The organism is Roseibacillus persicicus, assembly GCF_014651675.1.
GTDB classification, from domain to species: domain Bacteria; phylum Verrucomicrobiota; class Verrucomicrobiia; order Verrucomicrobiales; family Akkermansiaceae; genus Roseibacillus; species Roseibacillus persicicus.
On the sequence record NZ_BMXI01000019.1, the window covers coordinates 13,469 to 30,401 of the forward strand.

At 55.1% G+C, this 16,933-nt stretch carries 11 protein-coding genes and 1 tRNA gene; 6 read left to right on the top strand and 6 right to left on the bottom strand.

Translation table 11 applies throughout. From position 1 onward, the window contains the following. Positions 1-2: 2 nt before the first annotated feature. The gene (locus IE099_RS18310) at positions 3-2,117 is read right to left on the bottom strand and encodes a cadherin repeat domain-containing protein (RefSeq protein ID WP_189573358.1); all 2,115 of its coding nucleotides are present in this window, start codon (positions 2,115-2,117) and stop codon (positions 3-5) included. 159 nt (positions 2,118-2,276) lie between these two features. Between IE099_RS18310 and IE099_RS18315 the strand changes: the two genes are divergently transcribed. Together IE099_RS18315 and IE099_RS18320 are read left to right on the top strand one after the other, a co-directional pair. After that, positions 2,277-3,251 carry a DeoR/GlpR transcriptional regulator gene (locus IE099_RS18315; RefSeq protein ID WP_189573361.1) on the top strand — a complete coding sequence of 325 codons (975 nt, stop codon included), beginning with the start codon at positions 2,277-2,279 and terminating at the stop codon, positions 3,249-3,251. Positions 3,252-3,313: 62 nt separating this feature from the next. Then, positions 3,314-3,406, top strand: a tRNA-Tyr gene (locus tag IE099_RS18320). 164 nt (positions 3,407-3,570) lie between these two features. Here IE099_RS18320 and IE099_RS18325 read toward each other — a convergent pair. From IE099_RS18325 to IE099_RS18335, 3 genes are all read right to left on the bottom strand, one after another. Further along, positions 3,571-4,707 carry an alanine/ornithine racemase family PLP-dependent enzyme gene (locus IE099_RS18325; protein WP_308428535.1) on the bottom strand — a complete coding sequence of 379 codons (1,137 nt, stop codon included), beginning with the start codon at positions 4,705-4,707 and terminating at the stop codon, positions 3,571-3,573. Next, the gene (locus tag IE099_RS18330) at positions 4,698-5,888 is read right to left on the bottom strand and encodes an N-acetyltransferase DgcN family protein (RefSeq protein WP_189573364.1); all 1,191 of its coding nucleotides are present in this window, start codon (positions 5,886-5,888) and stop codon (positions 4,698-4,700) included. Before IE099_RS18330 ends, IE099_RS18325 begins: the two co-directional genes overlap by 10 nt. Positions 5,889-6,058: 170 nt before the next feature. Continuing rightward, a complete protein-coding gene (locus IE099_RS18335; RefSeq protein ID WP_189573367.1) occupies positions 6,059-8,797 on the bottom strand; it encodes a hypothetical protein in 2,739 nt (912 codons plus the stop codon). Between the two features lie 193 nt (positions 8,798-8,990). On the opposite strand from IE099_RS18335, the gene IE099_RS18340 reads away from it, so the two are divergent. The 4 genes from IE099_RS18340 (at position 8,991) to IE099_RS18355 (ending at position 13,191) form a co-directional block, all read left to right on the top strand. Next, positions 8,991-9,401: a hypothetical protein gene (locus IE099_RS18340; RefSeq protein WP_189573370.1), complete on the top strand. Its 411-nt coding sequence runs from the start codon at positions 8,991-8,993 to the stop codon at positions 9,399-9,401. Continuing rightward, positions 9,402-9,587 (top strand): hypothetical protein, encoded by a 186-nt coding sequence (locus IE099_RS18345; RefSeq protein ID WP_189573372.1) that lies wholly within the window; start codon positions 9,402-9,404, stop codon positions 9,585-9,587. A 65-nt stretch (positions 9,588-9,652) separates the two neighbouring features. Beyond that, the gene (locus IE099_RS18350) at positions 9,653-12,067 is read left to right on the top strand and encodes an ATP-binding protein (protein ID WP_189573375.1); all 2,415 of its coding nucleotides are present in this window, start codon (positions 9,653-9,655) and stop codon (positions 12,065-12,067) included. Positions 12,068-12,162: 95 nt separating this feature from the next. Further along, entirely contained in the window at positions 12,163-13,191 is a 1,029-nt protein-coding gene (locus IE099_RS18355) for a YHYH protein (protein WP_189573406.1), read from the top strand. A 14-nt stretch (positions 13,192-13,205) separates the two neighbouring features. On the opposite strand, the gene IE099_RS18360 is transcribed toward IE099_RS18355, so the two are convergent. Both IE099_RS18360 and IE099_RS18365 read right to left on the bottom strand, forming a co-directional pair. Continuing rightward, the gene (locus tag IE099_RS18360; protein ID WP_189573409.1) at positions 13,206-14,486 is read right to left on the bottom strand and encodes a DUF1552 domain-containing protein; all 1,281 of its coding nucleotides are present in this window, start codon (positions 14,484-14,486) and stop codon (positions 13,206-13,208) included. Between the two features lie 4 nt (positions 14,487-14,490). Next, a complete protein-coding gene (locus IE099_RS18365; protein ID WP_189573412.1) occupies positions 14,491-16,923 on the bottom strand; it encodes a DUF1592 domain-containing protein in 2,433 nt (810 codons plus the stop codon). Positions 16,924-16,933 lie beyond the last annotated feature (10 nt).

The following is a 16,933-nucleotide window of genomic DNA, read 5'->3' on the forward strand; positions in this document are numbered from 1 at the left end:
AATTATTGGCGTGGTTGTAAGGTTTGATCGACAGAGATAATCTGTCCGGTAGGGAGAACTAGAGTCAGTTGAGAAGAGCTACTTTGATTGGGTATAGGGAATCCCAGTTCCCGGTTGGCGACAGGGTCAAGCTCTTGCTGGGGGAAGGGGATGTATCCGTCTGCAGGATCGTGCGGGTTAGTTCCCGCAATGATTTCATCTAAATCGGTGAGGCCGTCACCGTCAGTGTCGCTAAGGGTGGTCGACAGGTTGAGGAAGCTTTCTGCGGCGTTTGAGAGTCCGTCCCCGTCTGAGTCCCAATTTAGAATCTGCGGGATTTCGGAAAAGTCATACCAATTGACATCCACGTATGCGAAGAGCTTTCCGTCTTCTTCGAGATGTTGCAGATTTTCGGAACGAAAGACTTGTGGTTGGTTTCGACTCTCAAAATATGGAGAAAAGTTAGAAATGGAGAAAGCTTCCTCTTTAAACGTAGCACCGTTGTAGGAGAGCGCAGATAAATCGTGACCTACTGGAATGCTAAACCACGGTGCGGAGAGACTCGCATTACCTCTGATGTTGAAAAACGTCAGGCCACTTAAACGTGATTCAAATTCAAGGAAGACTCCATCATCGTTTCTTATGAGGTTTACTTCAAAGGGGTTGTTTGGTTGAGTGGGGTCGCTTCCAAGGTAAAAAATCTCATTGAGGTCAGAGTAGCCATCGTTGTCAGAGTCCAGCTCGTTTGGATTCGTTCCAAAAACCAGTCTTTCTTCAAGGGCGGTAGGTGAACTGTCCTGCTGGTCTAAGACTTGGACAATTGTTTGCAGAACCACCGGAGAAGCTGAATTGGGAGTGGCCTGGACGGTGAGAGTAACTAGCGGGAAGTGTTCGTAGTCGATTGGTTGGGTCGTTCTGACTTGGTTGCCAACGATTTCGAAGGAGTAGGATGGATCCCCTAAAAGTTGAAAGGTCGCGTTCGGACTACTAGAAAGAGTGAGTGCGCCCACAATCGTTGGTTCAGCATTTTCGGAAATAGTCGAGGGACTAAGGAACAAGACAGCAGATGAATTTGAGGCGATGATCTGCCTTTCGTTTTCATGAAGAGGTCTCCTGTAAATCTCTAAAGTCTTAGGTTTTGTCTGGAGAGAGGCTCCAAAATAGAGCTGAAGTGGCTCTGTTGAGGGGAGTAGGAGATTTTGGGCGAATGATGCGGAGGCTACTGCTGAGTCATTGAGGAAAACTTGAACTTGGCCGCTTTCAGCGATGAGAAAGATGGATTGTGTTTGTTGACCAGCCAATCCAATCTCAAACTCTGAGGTCTGGCTTTCTCCAAAGTAACCTAGGAGCGAGGTTCCCGATCCCGAACCTTGCAGAGTTAGCTTCATGCCGCTTTGCTCGAGAACTGGAAGGGCCTCACCAAGCTCGTTTAAGGCGAGCTCTAAATGAATGGTGAATTCATCGGTCGAGATGTTCAGCTCTTCGTATTGAGCCACTTCGACAACGTTCAGGGAGGTTGCGCCATTTTGGGTGACTGAAACCACTGGCGCAAAACCTGAGCGATCAACCACCGGGGTGTCCGTCGTGTTGAGGTGTAGAATCAGTTGTTGGTTCCCTGCATCGTGTGGCGTGGTAGAAAACCCCAGCTGAGGCTCAGTGAGTCCTCCGTATCGACCTAGGTCTGATCTCGCGGGTTGAATTCGGTAGTAGTAAAGAGTGTCGGCTTGAGCCTCGGTATCGATAAAGGACCCCGAGTCAGAGTGGCCGATGAGTTCTGGGTCATCTGTAAATACGTCAAGAGAGCGGTAGATGGCATAGTTCAAGCGAGGGAACTCTTGAGCCTCCCAGGTCAGGTGGATTGCTCCAGAGTGTGAGCGATTAGAAATTACAATGTTCTCGGGTAATGTTAGAGGTTTGAGTGGTGCCAGTGAATATGGTGCGCCGAAAGACGAGCTCTCCATCCGGATTGTCTGGAGTTCTCCATCAACATCAATCGTTACTGATGGAGCTGGTCCGGTTGGTGAGGAGAAGTGCCCTCCAGAAGCGGGGGGGAACGACTGTGCGTCTACGTGGCCGAAAGCAATGACCCCGAGTGCTGCAATTAGTTTTCCGGTGTGCATGGAGAAAAGCTGAATCATGAAAATGGAGTTGTAAATTTATTTTTGAACAAAACTGTTAATATTGTTCAGAAAAATTACTAATGGTTGATTTCGGTCCCGATTTTGCGCTTTTCGTGAGTGTTTTTATTCAGGATTTTTGTTGAGTTGCTTCTTTCTCTGGTGTAGTCGGCTCTTAATATGTCTAAGCCAAAAGACCGACGAGCCTATATTTTGAGAGAGATTGATCAAAAAGGCTTTGTTAAGCACGGGGACCTTCGTCAGAAGTTTGGAGAGTCACTCGGCGTAAACTCCATACAGGCTGATGTTGAACATCTTGTTGATTACGGGCTCAATATTGTTTCGGAAAACGGCATGATTTTCCGCGAGAACGCGCATGTTCCTCAGACTCTGCGTGTCCGAAAAAACAAAAAACAAGAGGAAAAAGCGCAGATTGCTCGGGTAGTAGCGTCAATGCTTTTAGGTCCAGAGCAAAGTAGTCTCAATGAGGGGGCGAATACAAAGCGTTTCTATTCCCGAGAGGAACTAATGCATGAAGAGATTGGTGCCTGTTCAGTGGAAAAAGAACTGAGTAAGCTCTGGGACAAAAACGTGAGGGTCTTGGGCACGGACTCCGGCACGACAAATGAGGCTGTTTGTAGGTTGGTTTCTAGAGCGAAGATTCCCTGCTCCACGCTTTCAAGATTAAGATTTTTCACGAATTGCATGACCCATTTCGAGGTGCTTGGAGGCTTGCGTTATCCATTCGAAGTTTTCGTGGTAGGGGGGCAGATTCGGAATTTGTCAGATTCTGTGACCGGAGAGTTGGCGATAAAGTGCATGAATGCTTGGGACTTAAAATTGGACGTCGCTGTTGTTGCCGCGACCAATTTGATCCTTGGGTCTACTGCTGCTTACACCTGTTACGGGGTAGAGGAGGCCATGGTGAAGAGTCATTTTCTAGCCTGCGCAGATTTCAAGATCGTTACGGCTGATTCCTCTAAAATCACACGGGATTTTTCCTTGGGGGCAAGTCCTTTTGCGAATCTCGATTCGGTGGATTGCCTTGTCACGGACGCTGGAATTCACAAGGAAGAGCGTGCAGGCTTGAAGGAGGAGCTGCTGAGTGCTGGTGTGAATATCATTTCGGGTATTGAAGATTCTGGCTCTATTTAGTCTTAAGCGAACTGTGCTGAGAGTTTAGTGACAACAAAATCTACAACACTGGGGATGGTTGTGCGTGTGTGAGGACGTTTTTGGTTCCTTATGTTGCTTATAATGAGAGATTTATGTCGATGGGCGTGGAGGTTCGACTCCTCTCGTGCGCACCATTTTTTTCTTTGGAGGCGAATTGCCTCTCCGGCTAGCCCCTAGAGCAAGCCGACCCCGAAGCTTTTTCGTAAGAGCGGTCATTTAGGAAGCGAGATGATTGGGGATGTTGGCATTGCCCTCGAATGAGAGCTGAAAAGGGGATTCTGAATGCGATGAAGGGGCGTCATGGTAAGGGGGATACGAAGGCGCCGGCCTTGCTCGCGATGCGATTCGGATCGGGCTTTTTTAGGATCTGCGAAATGAAGGGGGAGGTCATGGCGCGGAGGAGGGCGCTGTAGTCGAGCTGAAAGGGGATTTCGCTGCCGACTTGCAGACTGCTGCGGTAGTTGCTGACGTCGACGACGAGGTGGTCGCTGCTGGCGGCGAGGATCTTGATGCCGGGTGGGGGAGTCAGGCCGTCGGGGTCGGTGTCTTGGCGACCGATGGCGAGAATGGCTTGGGTGATGGTGCCTCTCTGGCTGCCAGGGAGAACTTCCCCGAAGGCCGCTTGGGCAAGTTTTCCCCAAGGCTGGGCGGGTTTGGTCTTCAGCTCGATGATTTCGGCGAAAAGGGTGATGGCCGAGGGGTGCAGGCCCTTGATGACGGTGCGGTGTAGAGGTTCGCAGCCTAACAGAAGCGCTTCGCCAAGACGGAGATTGTTGATGCGGCCGGTGTTGTTTCCGCTGAGGGCCCAGATGAGATTGGCGGAATTGCCTCCTGAGACAGTGTTGACGATGGGGCCGAAGGTGGCATCCAGCGAGTCGGCGAGAGAGGAGAGCTGCCCCATATTTGTCGCGTCGGGAGAGACTCCGCTGCGACAGGCGAGATTGGTGCCGATTCCCATGAAGAGGATGTTGGGAAGGCTGAGAACGGTGCGGACGGTTTTTTCTAACAGCTCAGGCATGATGCCTTCGCGGAGGTCGCCTAATTCCACCATCAGAACAATGCCATGAACGCAATTGTTTTTCTGTGCGGCTTTGGAAAGACTGGTGATGACGTCGAGCTCGGTATTGAGACTAACCTCGGTCTGGGTGACCACTTGGTTGGCTTGGCTCGGCATGGGAGAGCGGAGCAAGGTCATGGTGCTCGAGACGTGGGCAGCCCTCATGCGCTGAATATTTTGCAAGCGCGAGTCACCCAAACCCCGGACGCCCGCCCGCAGCCAAGTTCGTGCGATCTCTGGCAAGCCCAAGGTCGACTTGGTGACGCCGGTGACGGAGATGCCGCGCTGATGAAGCCGGTCCACGAGGGTGACGGCGTTGTGGTGGATCTTGCCTAGGTCGATCTCCAGGCGGGGAGCTGCTAAGGGGGCTATGTTGATGGGGAACCCCCTAGTTGGGGAAAGGCCGCGAGAACCATCTCGACCAAGCGTTCTGGTGAACGGGTGAGGGCGTCGGTCGCGGGGATGCCGAGCTCGCTTTCGAAGTGTTCGATGGCCGTGGTGACCTCGGCGTCGCTCATGTCTTCGTGATTGATAGTGAGGCCGATGACTTTGGTGTCGGAGAAGGTCTCGATGAGTTTGATTTCCGATGCCGGGGTGGGCATGGGCATCGTCTCGAAGTCGCAGCGGTGCTTTCGCGCGGGCGCGTGTTGGAGCACGACTCCGTGGGGACAGCTTCCCCGTAGAATGAAGCTGGAAGTTGAGTAGGCGGGGTGGCTGAGGGCGCCTTGTCCCTCGATGAGGATGACATCGGGAGCCTCGTTTTCGAAGGCTTCCACGATGGTGGCTTCCAGTTCCCCAGCACAGAATTGGGAGGGGACGGCATCGAGAGCCAGCCCGTAGCGCGCGCCCTGGATAATGCCGGTTTGACCCGTGCCGATCATTACGGCTTTGATTCCACGCTTCTTTAATTCGCTGGCGAGAATGGTAGCGGTGGTGCGCTTGCCGATGGCGCAGTCGGTGCCGAGCACGGCAATGCGGGGGCAGGTGACCTGGGAGATTCGGCCACTGAAGACGCGTAAATCTTTCTTATCCCGGGGCTGTCGCACATCGCGGATGGTGACCTTTGCCCGTGCGGCAGCAGCGGCGAACTCGGGGTCGTCGTTGAGGAACTCGTGGAGTCCGTTAACGAGGTTCATTCCTCGCGAGATTGCTCGCAGAAGAAGCTTTCGCTCCACTGGCGACAGCAATCCGCTGGCAGGAGCGATTCCGTAGATGAAATAGCGTGGGGTATGATTTGCCTTGGCCAAGGCTTCATCAAGGTCGCGGCAGATGGGGATTCCGTTCGGGGCATCATCCAACACGGCACCCGCGTCCTGACCGGTCCGCTGACTATCGATGATGGAGAGGATTTCGTATTTTTCGGAATGGCGCACGAGACCGTTCGCGGTCTTGCCATCAATCTCGCCAAATTGTCCTTCACAGTAGACGATGGCGGTATCGGGATGGATTTTTCCCAGACTGAGAAAGGGCTTCTTTTCCTTTTGGCTAGTAGTCGCGGCTGGGGTGGGGAGGTCGTTAAAGAAGAATGATGACGACGGGGTAGTGGACTTTTTTGACATGGTGGCTCCTCAAGCTGGGCTCGGAGGAGGTGACAGAATCGCGCCATCGGCAGGGGCCAAAAGGCGACGATAAATCCCCACCAAGATGAACAGGTAAGAGGGCCTTGTAACAGGCTTTGGAAAGGAAGATAGGAATACTTGTTCTTATCGCCTTGTTTCGGTGCCGTGAGTTAAAACGACCGCAGGTAAACTTTGTAGAAGCGTTTTTCGACGTCGATGGGTTGGGTCTCGGTGACACGGTAGCGGTCGTTGCCGAGGCTTTGCACCGTAACGTTGTGGTCGTAGAAGCGGGAGAAGCTGGACAGGTCGGTGCTTCGTCCGACAAAGAAGTCAGAGTCCTGGACATTGAGCGCTTCGACGTCCCAGATGTAGGTGAACTCGCCGGGCGCAGTTTGCTCCACGCTGACGATTTGACTGTCAATCAGGATGGGGGCGGGTTGCCGGGTGCCGCAGATGTCGTCGATGACGAGACCTTGTCCGCCGATGGCGATTTGATTGACGATGCCGTCCAGTTTGACGATGCCGACAATCTTTCCATCGCGGACTTCACTGACGACTGAGGCGGTGACTTCGGCGTCGGTCCCGGCGTGAAAAACTTGCCCGTCCAAATCGGTGATGAGGTCATAGCTGTAGGTCTCAGAGTTGACTGTTAGCAAGGCCTGGCGACCGGAAGCGAGTCCCAAGTCACGGAAGCGAAACGAGACGTCGGACCAATCACCATAGAGCTCGGTGATATAAGCGGTCGAATTGAGCAAGGTGAGTTCCTGGCCACTCCCTCCTGCGGATTGCGTGTTGGAGATGGTGGCGGTTCCGTCAAGGTATTGGTCGTCGACGGTGATGAAATAGAGGAATGCCATCGCGGTACCATCGTCGTGGTAGATGAGGTCTTCATTGAATATCCCGTATGTGAGGCTGGGGTCCCAAGTGTTGAAGTTGTGGCACTGGGGCCCCCCGGTGAAGGGCGTCTGCATCAGGTTGTCGAGCTGGATGTTGAAGCCTCCGATGATCACTCTTTCGAGATCGCCCGTGATGGTCACGGTGCCCGAGTTGCCGGACGAGACCACGCTGATATAGGCTCCTCCCAGACTGGTGTCGTTGAGCTCGGTGAAGTTTTGCACATTCCCTGAGCTGATGCCGTTGATCACCATTCGGACATCGAGGCCGAAACCTTGCGGACCTCCGTTGGCTCCGAAATTGGCGAATTGGAAGGAGAGGCGTGAGGCGCAGAGGAGGTCGAACTTGAGGGAAGCAAAGTCGAGGTCGATCGCTTGTCCCGTGCCGCCGGTTTGGTTGTCCCCGGTGATGGTTGCGCTGCCCTCGTCGTTGATGCGGAAGTCGCAAACGGTGAAGGTGGTGTTGTCCTCGCCGAAGGTGTCGCCGTTCTCATAGACTTCGCCAAGAGGCTCCTCCCCAAATCCCACCACGAGAGGCTCCGGGCATTCTTCGATGCAGACCCGATCGAGGTAGAGGCCCTCGGCGTAAAGGGCGATCTCGTTGGCTGCGCCATTGAGGCGGATGACACCTCGTTCCCAATCGCCGTGGGCTTGCGTGACAAAGACTTCCACAGTCATATCGCCGATGGTTTGGCCGTCCAGCTCACTTAGGCGATTCCCAACGGCTTGAGCCCCACCAATAGATAAGGTGAAGTTGTCGGTAAATTGGCCATATTGGAAGGCGAGCCCATTGAAGCAGACTTTGCCGAAGTTGATCTCTCCAGCGTTGAGAAGGAGCTCATTGCCCGATCCCAAGGCATGGTTGTCAGTGGAGATCTGAGCCGGGGTGTCAATGCTCTGAGGATTTGCAATCGATAGTTCGAAGCCGTCCTCGTTGATGGTGTCGCCTTTGACGTATTTGGTTCCGACATTCTCGCCCTCGAAGTCGATGCAATCCTGTAGGCAATCAGCCACGCAAAAGTGGTCGAGGTAGAAGTCTTTTCCCGTGATTGCGAAATCTTCGATCCGCCCCAGGAAGCAAGCAATACCTTGACCCGAGTTGGTTGGGTTATCTTGGATGACGACCATTGCGTCGCCGATCATTTGTCCGTCTAGCGCGGAGATGCTTGATGCGATGGTAGTGATTCCATTCACCGTGACCTCTACCTGCTCCTTGGTGTAAAAGTGAAATTTAACCACGCTCCAGCAATCGGAACCCACGTTGAATCCGCTGTCCTGAAAGTGAAACTCCTTTCCGAGATGTCCCGCCTGGCGAAGGGTGGACGAGGTTGCTTGCCCAAAGGCCCCGTCGCGCTCTCTAATCTTGAAAGTGATCTCATTTTCAACGTAAGAACTCTCAATCGGGAAGGGGCCTTGCTTGTCGAGGTCTTCGAATTCGACGCAATGAATCTCTGGGATCGCGCTATCCGGACTGCTGGGGTTTTCGCAGGTGAGGAAGCAGATGTCATCGATCTGCAACTCTTGCCCGCCGACTGAAAAGCACTCGAAAGTTCCGTCCTGCGCGGTGAGGGTGATTTCGCCCGTCAGACGGTTGTTGGGCATGGTGCCAGTAATGACGATGTCGACGCCCTTGACACTGAGGGAACCAGGCTCGTTGGCGGGAATGGCCACAGAAGAGCCATCGATGGAAAAGTTGAAGTAGCCCCCTTGGTTGGAGAAACGGAACGAAACCTCCTTCAGGCCCGGGAGGCAGATTTGGACCGCCGCATTGTTCACGTTCAGAGCTTGTCCGGAATTGAGGGCCGAAATCGATTGTCCCACGGAAACCGAGCCGCCAGAGGTGGAGCCGCCACCGGGAAGCTGGTTGGGCTGGGCGAGAAAGGTGGTGTTGAACGAGATGCTCTCCTGACTTCCGCTGAAAATGGTGCCAGAGGTGAAATTCTCGAAGTCGAGGCATTCTTGGGCAATGACGGGGAGGGCTAGAAGGAAGAAGAGGAGGGGGCGCAGGATTTTCATCGGGGTCGTTGTTAGAGTAAAGATAGCGAAAGGGAGAAAATAGGGAAGCTTGCTATCCTTCGGAAGGGTGAAGGAATTAGAGGTTTGATTGACTACTCTGGGTCAACCGCAATTGGTCGCTCCTATTTTGAGACTTTTCATCTTTCCTTGCGAAAGAGAGACTCGGCAGATGGATGGTTTGGAGGCAATTCCGATGATGATTGTAGCCTTGGTGGAAGCCTTGATTGCGCTGATTGTCCTTATCGTGGAGTTGGTCGTGCTTCTGGTGGAGCTTGCTATCTGGGGGATTCTTTGGCTCGTGGGGCGGAAGAAAGAGCGTCCCAATCTGCGTCAAGGTCATCGGAGGTTTCAGCCGAAAGACCTGCTCCCAAAGTTGTTGGCTTATGGATTGGTGGCGCTGGGTGTGGGAGGCTTCATTGCGCACGAAGCTTTTCTGAAAGCTCGCGTCAGCTTTTCGTCGGATTCGGTGATTCCTGCGTGGGCGGTGCAATATGAGCTACGGTCGGATTCGGGACGGGTTCAATCGAAGACGCGGGCAGATGACTATTTGACCTACCGTTGGGATTATCTTGTGGTTACCGACGAGCGCTACGAGCCCGTGTAAGTGGATTTGACGGGAAAGGATCAAGTCATTGCACTCAAGTCCCGTCGGCTGGAGAAGTTGACCGAGGAGTTGAAAGAGAAAGCGGCGGGGAAGGTGAGCGGATTTTTAAAAGGCCTACGAAGCAAAGAGGATTCGCCCACTGAAGAGCAGAGTGAAGAGTCTTCCGAAGAAGTCGACGCCGAGTGATCGTGCGGAACAGGCTTTCTTGATTTTCGATTTCTCTTTTTTGCATTTTGGCGACAGCCTGAGGCATGGATATTGCCGTTTCTGATTACGAGAAGTTGGGGAAGTTTTACCTGGGCCGGGGCTATGACTTGGCGAAGGGCGAGCTGGAAGACAATCTGACCCTCTATGACTCCAAGGACCTGGTGACCCACGGCGCGGTGCTGGGGATGACGGGTTCGGGCAAGACGGGGCTTTGTCTCGGACTACTGGAGGAGGCGGCGATGGATAATATCCCTGCCATCGTGATCGACCCCAAGGGTGATATCCCGAACCTGATGCTGACTTTCCCTAGCTTTCAGGGCAGTGATTTCGAGCCTTGGGTCAATGAGGATGACGCGCGCAAGAAGGGTAAGACGGTTCCTGAGTTTGCCTCGGGCGTGGCGGAGATGTGGAAGAACGGCATCGCGGATTGGGGGCAAAGTGGGGAGCGGGTGCAGCAAATGCGGGACAAAGTGGACATCAATGTCTTCACCCCCGGGAGCAAGGCGGGGATTCCGGTTTCGATCCTGAGTTCGCTCGATGTCCCGCCTTTCGAGGTGATGGATGATGGCGAGCTGTTGGGTGAGCGCATCGAGAGCACGGTGTCGTCGCTGCTTTCGTTGGTGGGAGTGGATGCGGATCCGATTCAGAGTCCGGAGGCGGTTTTACTGGGGGCGATTTTCCAGCATTGCTGGGGGAATGAGGAAAGTCTTTCGCTGGAAGGGCTGATTCGCAATATCCAGCGACCTCAGTTCGGCAAAGTGGGGGTGATTGATGTCGAGAGCTTTTATGGTGAGAAGGATCGTCAGAAGCTGGCTCTTAGGTTTAATAACTTGTTAGCCAGTCCCGGGTTCTCGACTTGGTTGGAGGGGCCACCGCTCGATATCCAGCGCATGATGTATACTCCAGAGGGAAAGGCGCGGGTTTCTATTTTCTCCATTGCCCATCTCAGCGACACCGAGCGCATGTTCTTCGTTTCCCTTCTCCTCAACCAGATGTTGGGTTGGATGCGGGCGCAGAGCGGCACCACCAGTTTGCGGGCCATGCTTTATATTGACGAGATCTACGGCTACCTGCCGCCGGTCTCCAATCCACCGAGCAAGAAGCCGCTCATGACCATGCTCAAGCAGGCCCGCGCCTTTGGCTTGGGGGTCCTGGTGGCCACGCAGAACCCGGTGGACCTCGACTACAAGGCGCTCTCCAATATCGGAACCTGGTGGCTGGGGCGCCTGCAGACCGAGCGCGACAAGATGCGGGTTCTGGATGGTCTGGAGGGCGCGATGAGCGAGGGCGGTGCGAACTTTGACCGCTCGATGGTGAGCGAGTTGCTATCGGGACTGAAGGGGCGGGTCTTTCTGATGAACAACGTGCATGATGCGGCCCCCACGGTCTTTCATGTCCGCTGGGTGATGAGCTATCTGCGTGGTCCCTTGACCCGGCGACAGATCAAGACCCTGATGGATCCCAAGCGGGGCGCGTTCGAGGGCTCAACTACTAAGAAAGTAGTAGCTGCGGCCAACCCGATGGCCATGAGCCAGGCCGAGCCCGAGGCTCCCAAAGGCGAACGTCCGCTAGTGGGCAAGGGGGTGAAGGAGTTCTTCGTGCTCTTCGCCGGAGAGAGTGAAGGGGTGGAGTATCATCCCGCCTTGCTGCGGGAGGCCGAGGTTCACTTTTCCTCCAAGAAGGCAAAGATGGAAGGCTCGCGCCTCATTCGTTTCGTGAATCCCATCGGGGAGCGGGGGATTGATTGGGAAGAGGACAGCGGCTGCACCGTCCCTTTGAAAAGTCTGAAGAGTCAGCCGCGCATGGGGGTCGGTTTCGCCAATCTGCCGGGCTACGCCATGAACGCGGACAACTACAAGCCGGTGGAAGACGAGTTCGAGGACTGGCTCTATCGCAACGAGCGCGTGGAGTTGTTCTTCTGCGACGAGCTCGATGAATACTCGCAAATGGGCGAGGGCGAAGGGGACTTTCGGGCGCGGCTTCAGCTCAAGGCCCGCGAAGCGCGTGACGAGGCGGTGGAGAAATTACGCGACAAATACGAGTCCAAGCTGCGGACCAAGGAGGGTCAGCTGGATCGGGCGGAGCTCGCTTTGGATAAGGAAAAGGCGCAAGCCCACACCGCGACCATGCAGACGGGAGCGAAGATTGTGGGTGGGATTCTGGGTGCCTTGTTCGGGGCGCGAAAGTCTCGCGGCAGCACCGTGACCTCGGCCTCACGCGCCTATCAGCAGCGAGCGGATGTCAAAGTGGCGGAGCGCAAGGTGGAGGGCTTGGAAGAGGAAGTCGCGCGCTTGGAAGCAGAACTGAAGGAAGAGATCGCCGAGATGGACCGGGACTTTGACCCTCTTTACATGAAGTTCGAGACCGAGTCGGTGAAGCCCTACAAGAAGGATATCGAGGTGACCTCCGTTTCCTTGCTTTGGCTTCCCTACGATGAACGGGGAGAGAAAGTCTGGTGAGGCGTCGAGTGGCGAGAGGCAGATTTTTCAAGAAATTTGCACTCTCGTAACATGAGCTTAACAATTGTGAGGTTAGTAGGAGTGACAAGTTCACTATGAAAACCAAGCATCTGAAAATTACCCTTTGTGCCGCCACTTTGGTCGGCTTGAGTGCTCCTGCGATCGCGCAAGATGCCAACGGACCCCATCCTCCCGGACGTCGGGGGCCGGGTGGGGGTGGACCCGGTGGTTCCGGCCGCATCTACAGCGAAACCGAGTCCAAGCCTTTGGAACTGATTCCTGCTGAGCAAGAGGCTCCATTCGAGAGCCAGGTGTCCATCAAGATTGAAGGCGATTCGCGCATCATCAGCTCCAACGTCGTCCCGGAGCACAAGATTGGAAAGTTCCCCAACGCGGGAAACCCGAACACGATGACTGAGCAGAAGGCGGACATCACGCTGCCGCTGAAACCCGAGATGAACGACCAGGCAACACCTGCCCGCACCGCCGTCGGCATCTTGTTGAACGGGGTCTATGTGGAGGCGGGCACTGGCGAATTCTGGACTGGTGAGGATGGCAAGAGCCGGCCTTGGAACTACGAGGCCTTGGGCGGGGCAATCAACTTTGGTCTCGATGAAAACTACGCCCACGTGCAGCCGGGCGGGAAGTATCACTATCACGGAAAGCCTGCCGGATATCTGGAGGGCATCGAATTCTCGACCGAGACCCATTCGCCCATCATTGGCTGGGCCTTTGACGGCTTTCCCATCTACGCGCTCTATGGCTATTCCGATCCCAAGGATCCCGAATCGGAATTGGTCGAGATGACATCGAGCTATCGTTTGAAAAAAGGCGAACGACCCGAACCACCTAATGGTCCCGGGGGCACCTACGACGGGGCTTTCACCGATGACTACGAGTATGTGGAAGGCTCGGGAACCCTCGACGAATGCAATGGACGTTTCACTGTGACCCCCGACTTTCCGGAGGGGACCTACGCCTACTTTATCACCAACAAGTGGCCCGTCATCTTGCGCAACTATCGGGGGACCCCCGCGGTGAAGGGCCCCGGTGGTGGAGGTGGCCCGGGGCAAGGTGGTCCCGGAGGCCGCCGCATGGGGCCTCCTCGAGGGGAGAGAAACTGAGTCTTTGTTTTCTTCTAAGTCTGTCTTTCGAGGCCCTTCATATTGCCGGTCGAGGTGGCAAAGTTTTCATGCATGAGACCGACTTCGTGAAGTGCGCTGAGATAGAGGTTGGGCAACGGGTAGTTGTCATTTTGGTCAAAGGCCAAATGCTGACCATGCTTGAAGCTGCCACCCGCAAGGAGAACCGGCATGTTGCGGGTGTTGTGCGAAGAGGCGTTACCCAAATTGGAAGTTAGCAATACAGTGGTGTCGTCCAAGAGGCAGCGGTCCTGATGTGTGCTGGCTTTGAGCTGGCGCACGAAGTTCCCCCAAGAGTCAATCATGGCCTGCTCCACGAGGGTGAGCTGGCGAAGTTTGTCGTCGTCCAGTCCATGATGGCTGAGCCCGTGATAGCTCTCCTCGACTCCATCAATTCCGCGCACGACGTTGCCGGTGCAATGGAGCGTGATGAAACGGGTGGAGTCAGTTTGAAGAGCGAGGAGAGCGATGTCGAGGGTGGCGCGTTCGATGTCGGCCGCATTGTCGCGCTCCGCAACGCGAGGTTGTTTGCCGATGCGGGGCTTGGGCCTGTTGACCCACTGTTTGTTCATCTCCAGCCGTTGTTCGAGCTCGCGAACGCTGGTGAACCATGAGTCGAGCTTTTCCCTATCTCCGTTGCCAACTTCTCGTTGAAGGGCTTTGGCCTCCGCTCCGACGATATCAAGTATACTCTTGCCGCTGCGCAGCAATTCCTCCTTGCGGCGAATGACCTTCGGATCATCGTCAACGAAGAGTTGTTCGAAGAGTGCACGGGGATCGTCAATAGCGGGAATCATAGCTCCGTTCTCCGTATAGCTAGGACTGCGTTGTCCTCCGGTGGTAAGGACCAGCGAGGGGAAGCGGGTTTCGTGGCCGAGGTGTTTGGCCATCAATTGGTCGAGGGAGATGGTATTGCGTTCAGCGCTGCCGCCTTGATTGGGGCAAGCTGAGAAGATGCTGCTCTCAGCCTTGTGACCGCCGGTAACCCCGGGATGAGAAGTCCCGGAAATGACTGTGAAGCGGTCGCGAATATCTTGCAGCGAACGAAGGTATTGGGATGGCTGGTAGTTGAAGCCCGCATCTTGGGGGACCAGGTTGGGGCTGTGGAGGCCCAGTGAAAGGCTGACCCCAACAAAGCGTTTGGGTGTTTTGATTGGTTCGGCGGCGAAGGCCGGGGTCATGGCGTCGAGCATCGGCAAGCCGATTGCGATCCCCGCGTTGCGGAGAAAGCGGCGGCGCGAGAGTTGAGCACCGGTGTGAATGTTGAAGGGGGACATAGTGTTATTTTTTTAGGAAGGAGTCGCTGGTGATGACGGCTTGGAGGAGAGAGAGGACGCCGTAGTCATCTTTCTTGGTGGTCTTGAGGATATCTTCGATGACGGGGCGGTCACTGAATCGGACGTCGGCTCCGGTGGAGTAGGCCAACAGGTTGCCGGCAAAGGCACGGGCCAGGATTTCGTGCTGCTTGGCAAAGTGGGCTTTCCACTCCCGGATGTCCTCGAATTGTTGCCCGTCGAGGGTGATTCCGGAAGGGTCGATTTTGGCGGAACGATTGGCTTTGCCATAGAATTCACGCCAACGGCCCACGGGATCGTAGCTTTCCAAAGCAAACCCCGGGGGGTCGATTTTCAGGTGGCACGCCGCACAAGATTTGTCGGCGCGATGCTTCTCGAGCTGGTCGCGGATGCTAATCGCTCCCCGGATATCGGGTTCGATGGCGGGGACGTTGGCGGGTGGCGGTGGGATGTGGCGGCCTAGGATTCTTTCCCCAATCCACACTCCCCGGATCACCGGCGAGGTGACAGAACCATCGGCGGTGATTTTGAGAATGGAGCCTTGGGTGATGAGCCCGCTGCGGGCATTCTCACCACTGGGTATTTTTTGCAGGCCGTAACCAGCTTTCACTGTGGCGTCATCCATCTGGTAGTGGGTCTTGAGACGGGTGTTGAGAAAGCTGAAGTCGGACTGCACGAAGTTTCGAACGCTCAAGTCTTTGTCAAAGAGCTCCCTGACAAAGGCTCGGGTTTCGCGCACCATCGATTCTTGAAGCACGGGGTCGAACTGGCGGAAACGGCGCGGATCTGGAGAGGTGAATCCAATTTGATTGAGTTGCAGCCACTGGTCGGTGAAGTTGACAAAGAAACGCTCGGACTTGGGATGCGCCAGGAGCCGGTTGGCTTGATTGAGAAGAACCTGTTGATTGCGAAGCTTTCCCTCGGCAGCCTTTTTCATGAGAGTCTGGTCGGGGAGACTGGACCAAAAGAGATAGCTGAGTCGGCTGGCAATAGCATAGTCATCGAGCTGACCGGGGGGCTCGACAAAAGTAAGAAAACGCGGCGAGCAAAGAATGGCCCGGTATCCTTCGCGAAGAGCCTCGAACAGATCGTTCGTCTCGTCATAGCGGGCGAGGGCGAGCTCTAGATAGGGGGTCAGCTGTGAGCTGGAGACAGGCCGCCGAAAGGCCTGATAGGCGAAGCGGGTGATGAGGCGCTTAATCTCCCGATCGGGGTTTTGCAGGACTGGCTTTCCTCCCGAGAATTGAATCCCGGGGAGGAGCCGATTGCGGATTTTGTTTCGGGTGCCTGCGGGGTAGACTCTTTGGAGCGTGAGGGAGTCGAAGGCGATAGCTGCGTATCCCTCCTGTTCGAGGTTGCGACCATGGTAGAAGTGGAGGTCCTTCTTCCTCGCTTCAGGGTCGATGCGAACCAGTTTATTGGTTCCCTCGGCAGGTTGGATCTCCACCAGATGGCCTGCCTGCATCCATGCATCACAGACGAAGTCTTTGGGGTCGCCGGTTGCCTCGATGATATCGGCGACGAATTGAATGGGTTCATTGGAGCGACCTGAACCAATTTTGAGCGTGGCCCAGACGGCTCCGTCCGGACCGGGGTTGACCCCTTGGACGTTCTTCACGGTGATACGGTACCACCCGCTGGCAGGGACGCGGGTTGCCGCCATGTTGCCATTGAAGCTGATTGCGCGGGCCCAACTGTAAATTCGACCGTTGATTGCCTGGGGACCACGATAGTTCTGTCCCACCGAGCGGGACTCGGCGGTGAGTTGCTTGGCATTGAACTTTCGATAGAATTGCTGCTCCCCCCGACTTGCTCTGTTCATGGCTTCCTCGAGAGCTTGGTCGGCTGCCTCCAAGTATTGGCTCAGGTGAAAGTGGCTTAATCTTTGAGCATCCGCGATCGTTTCAAAGTCCTTTCCACTCTCGTCGGCAGGGAGGAGGTTGGACAGGGGGATCTTGATTCCGAGGAGGTCTTGGAGTGTGTGTTCATACTCAATCCGCGTCAGGCGTCTGCCGTGGACCCGCCCTTTCTCCGCCACTTGTTTCTGGTCGGCTTCAAGGAGGATGGCATTGAGTTCGGCTAGAAAGTCTTCGCGCTCTTGAGTGGTCGGTTGTTCCTCATCGTGAGGAGGCATTTCTCCCTTTTTGATTCGATCAAAGACGTGAATCCAATCTGAAAAAAGTTGCTTGTCCCCGAGGTCAAAGGGGGTGCTGGTCAGGTCCAAGCCTCCCTTGCTAATCGAGTCGTCGTGACAATCGTAGCAGTAGAATGCGAGAACATCATCGAGAGTCTCGGGGATCTCGATGGGATTCGCAAATGCCCTGGTGTGGGAGAACACAGTCCCGACCGCGAGGAGGAGGCAGATGCGACGGAACCAGTGCCGAGTATTGAAGGGAAAGTGGGGGCGGGGAGAAACCATCGTGGCAGAT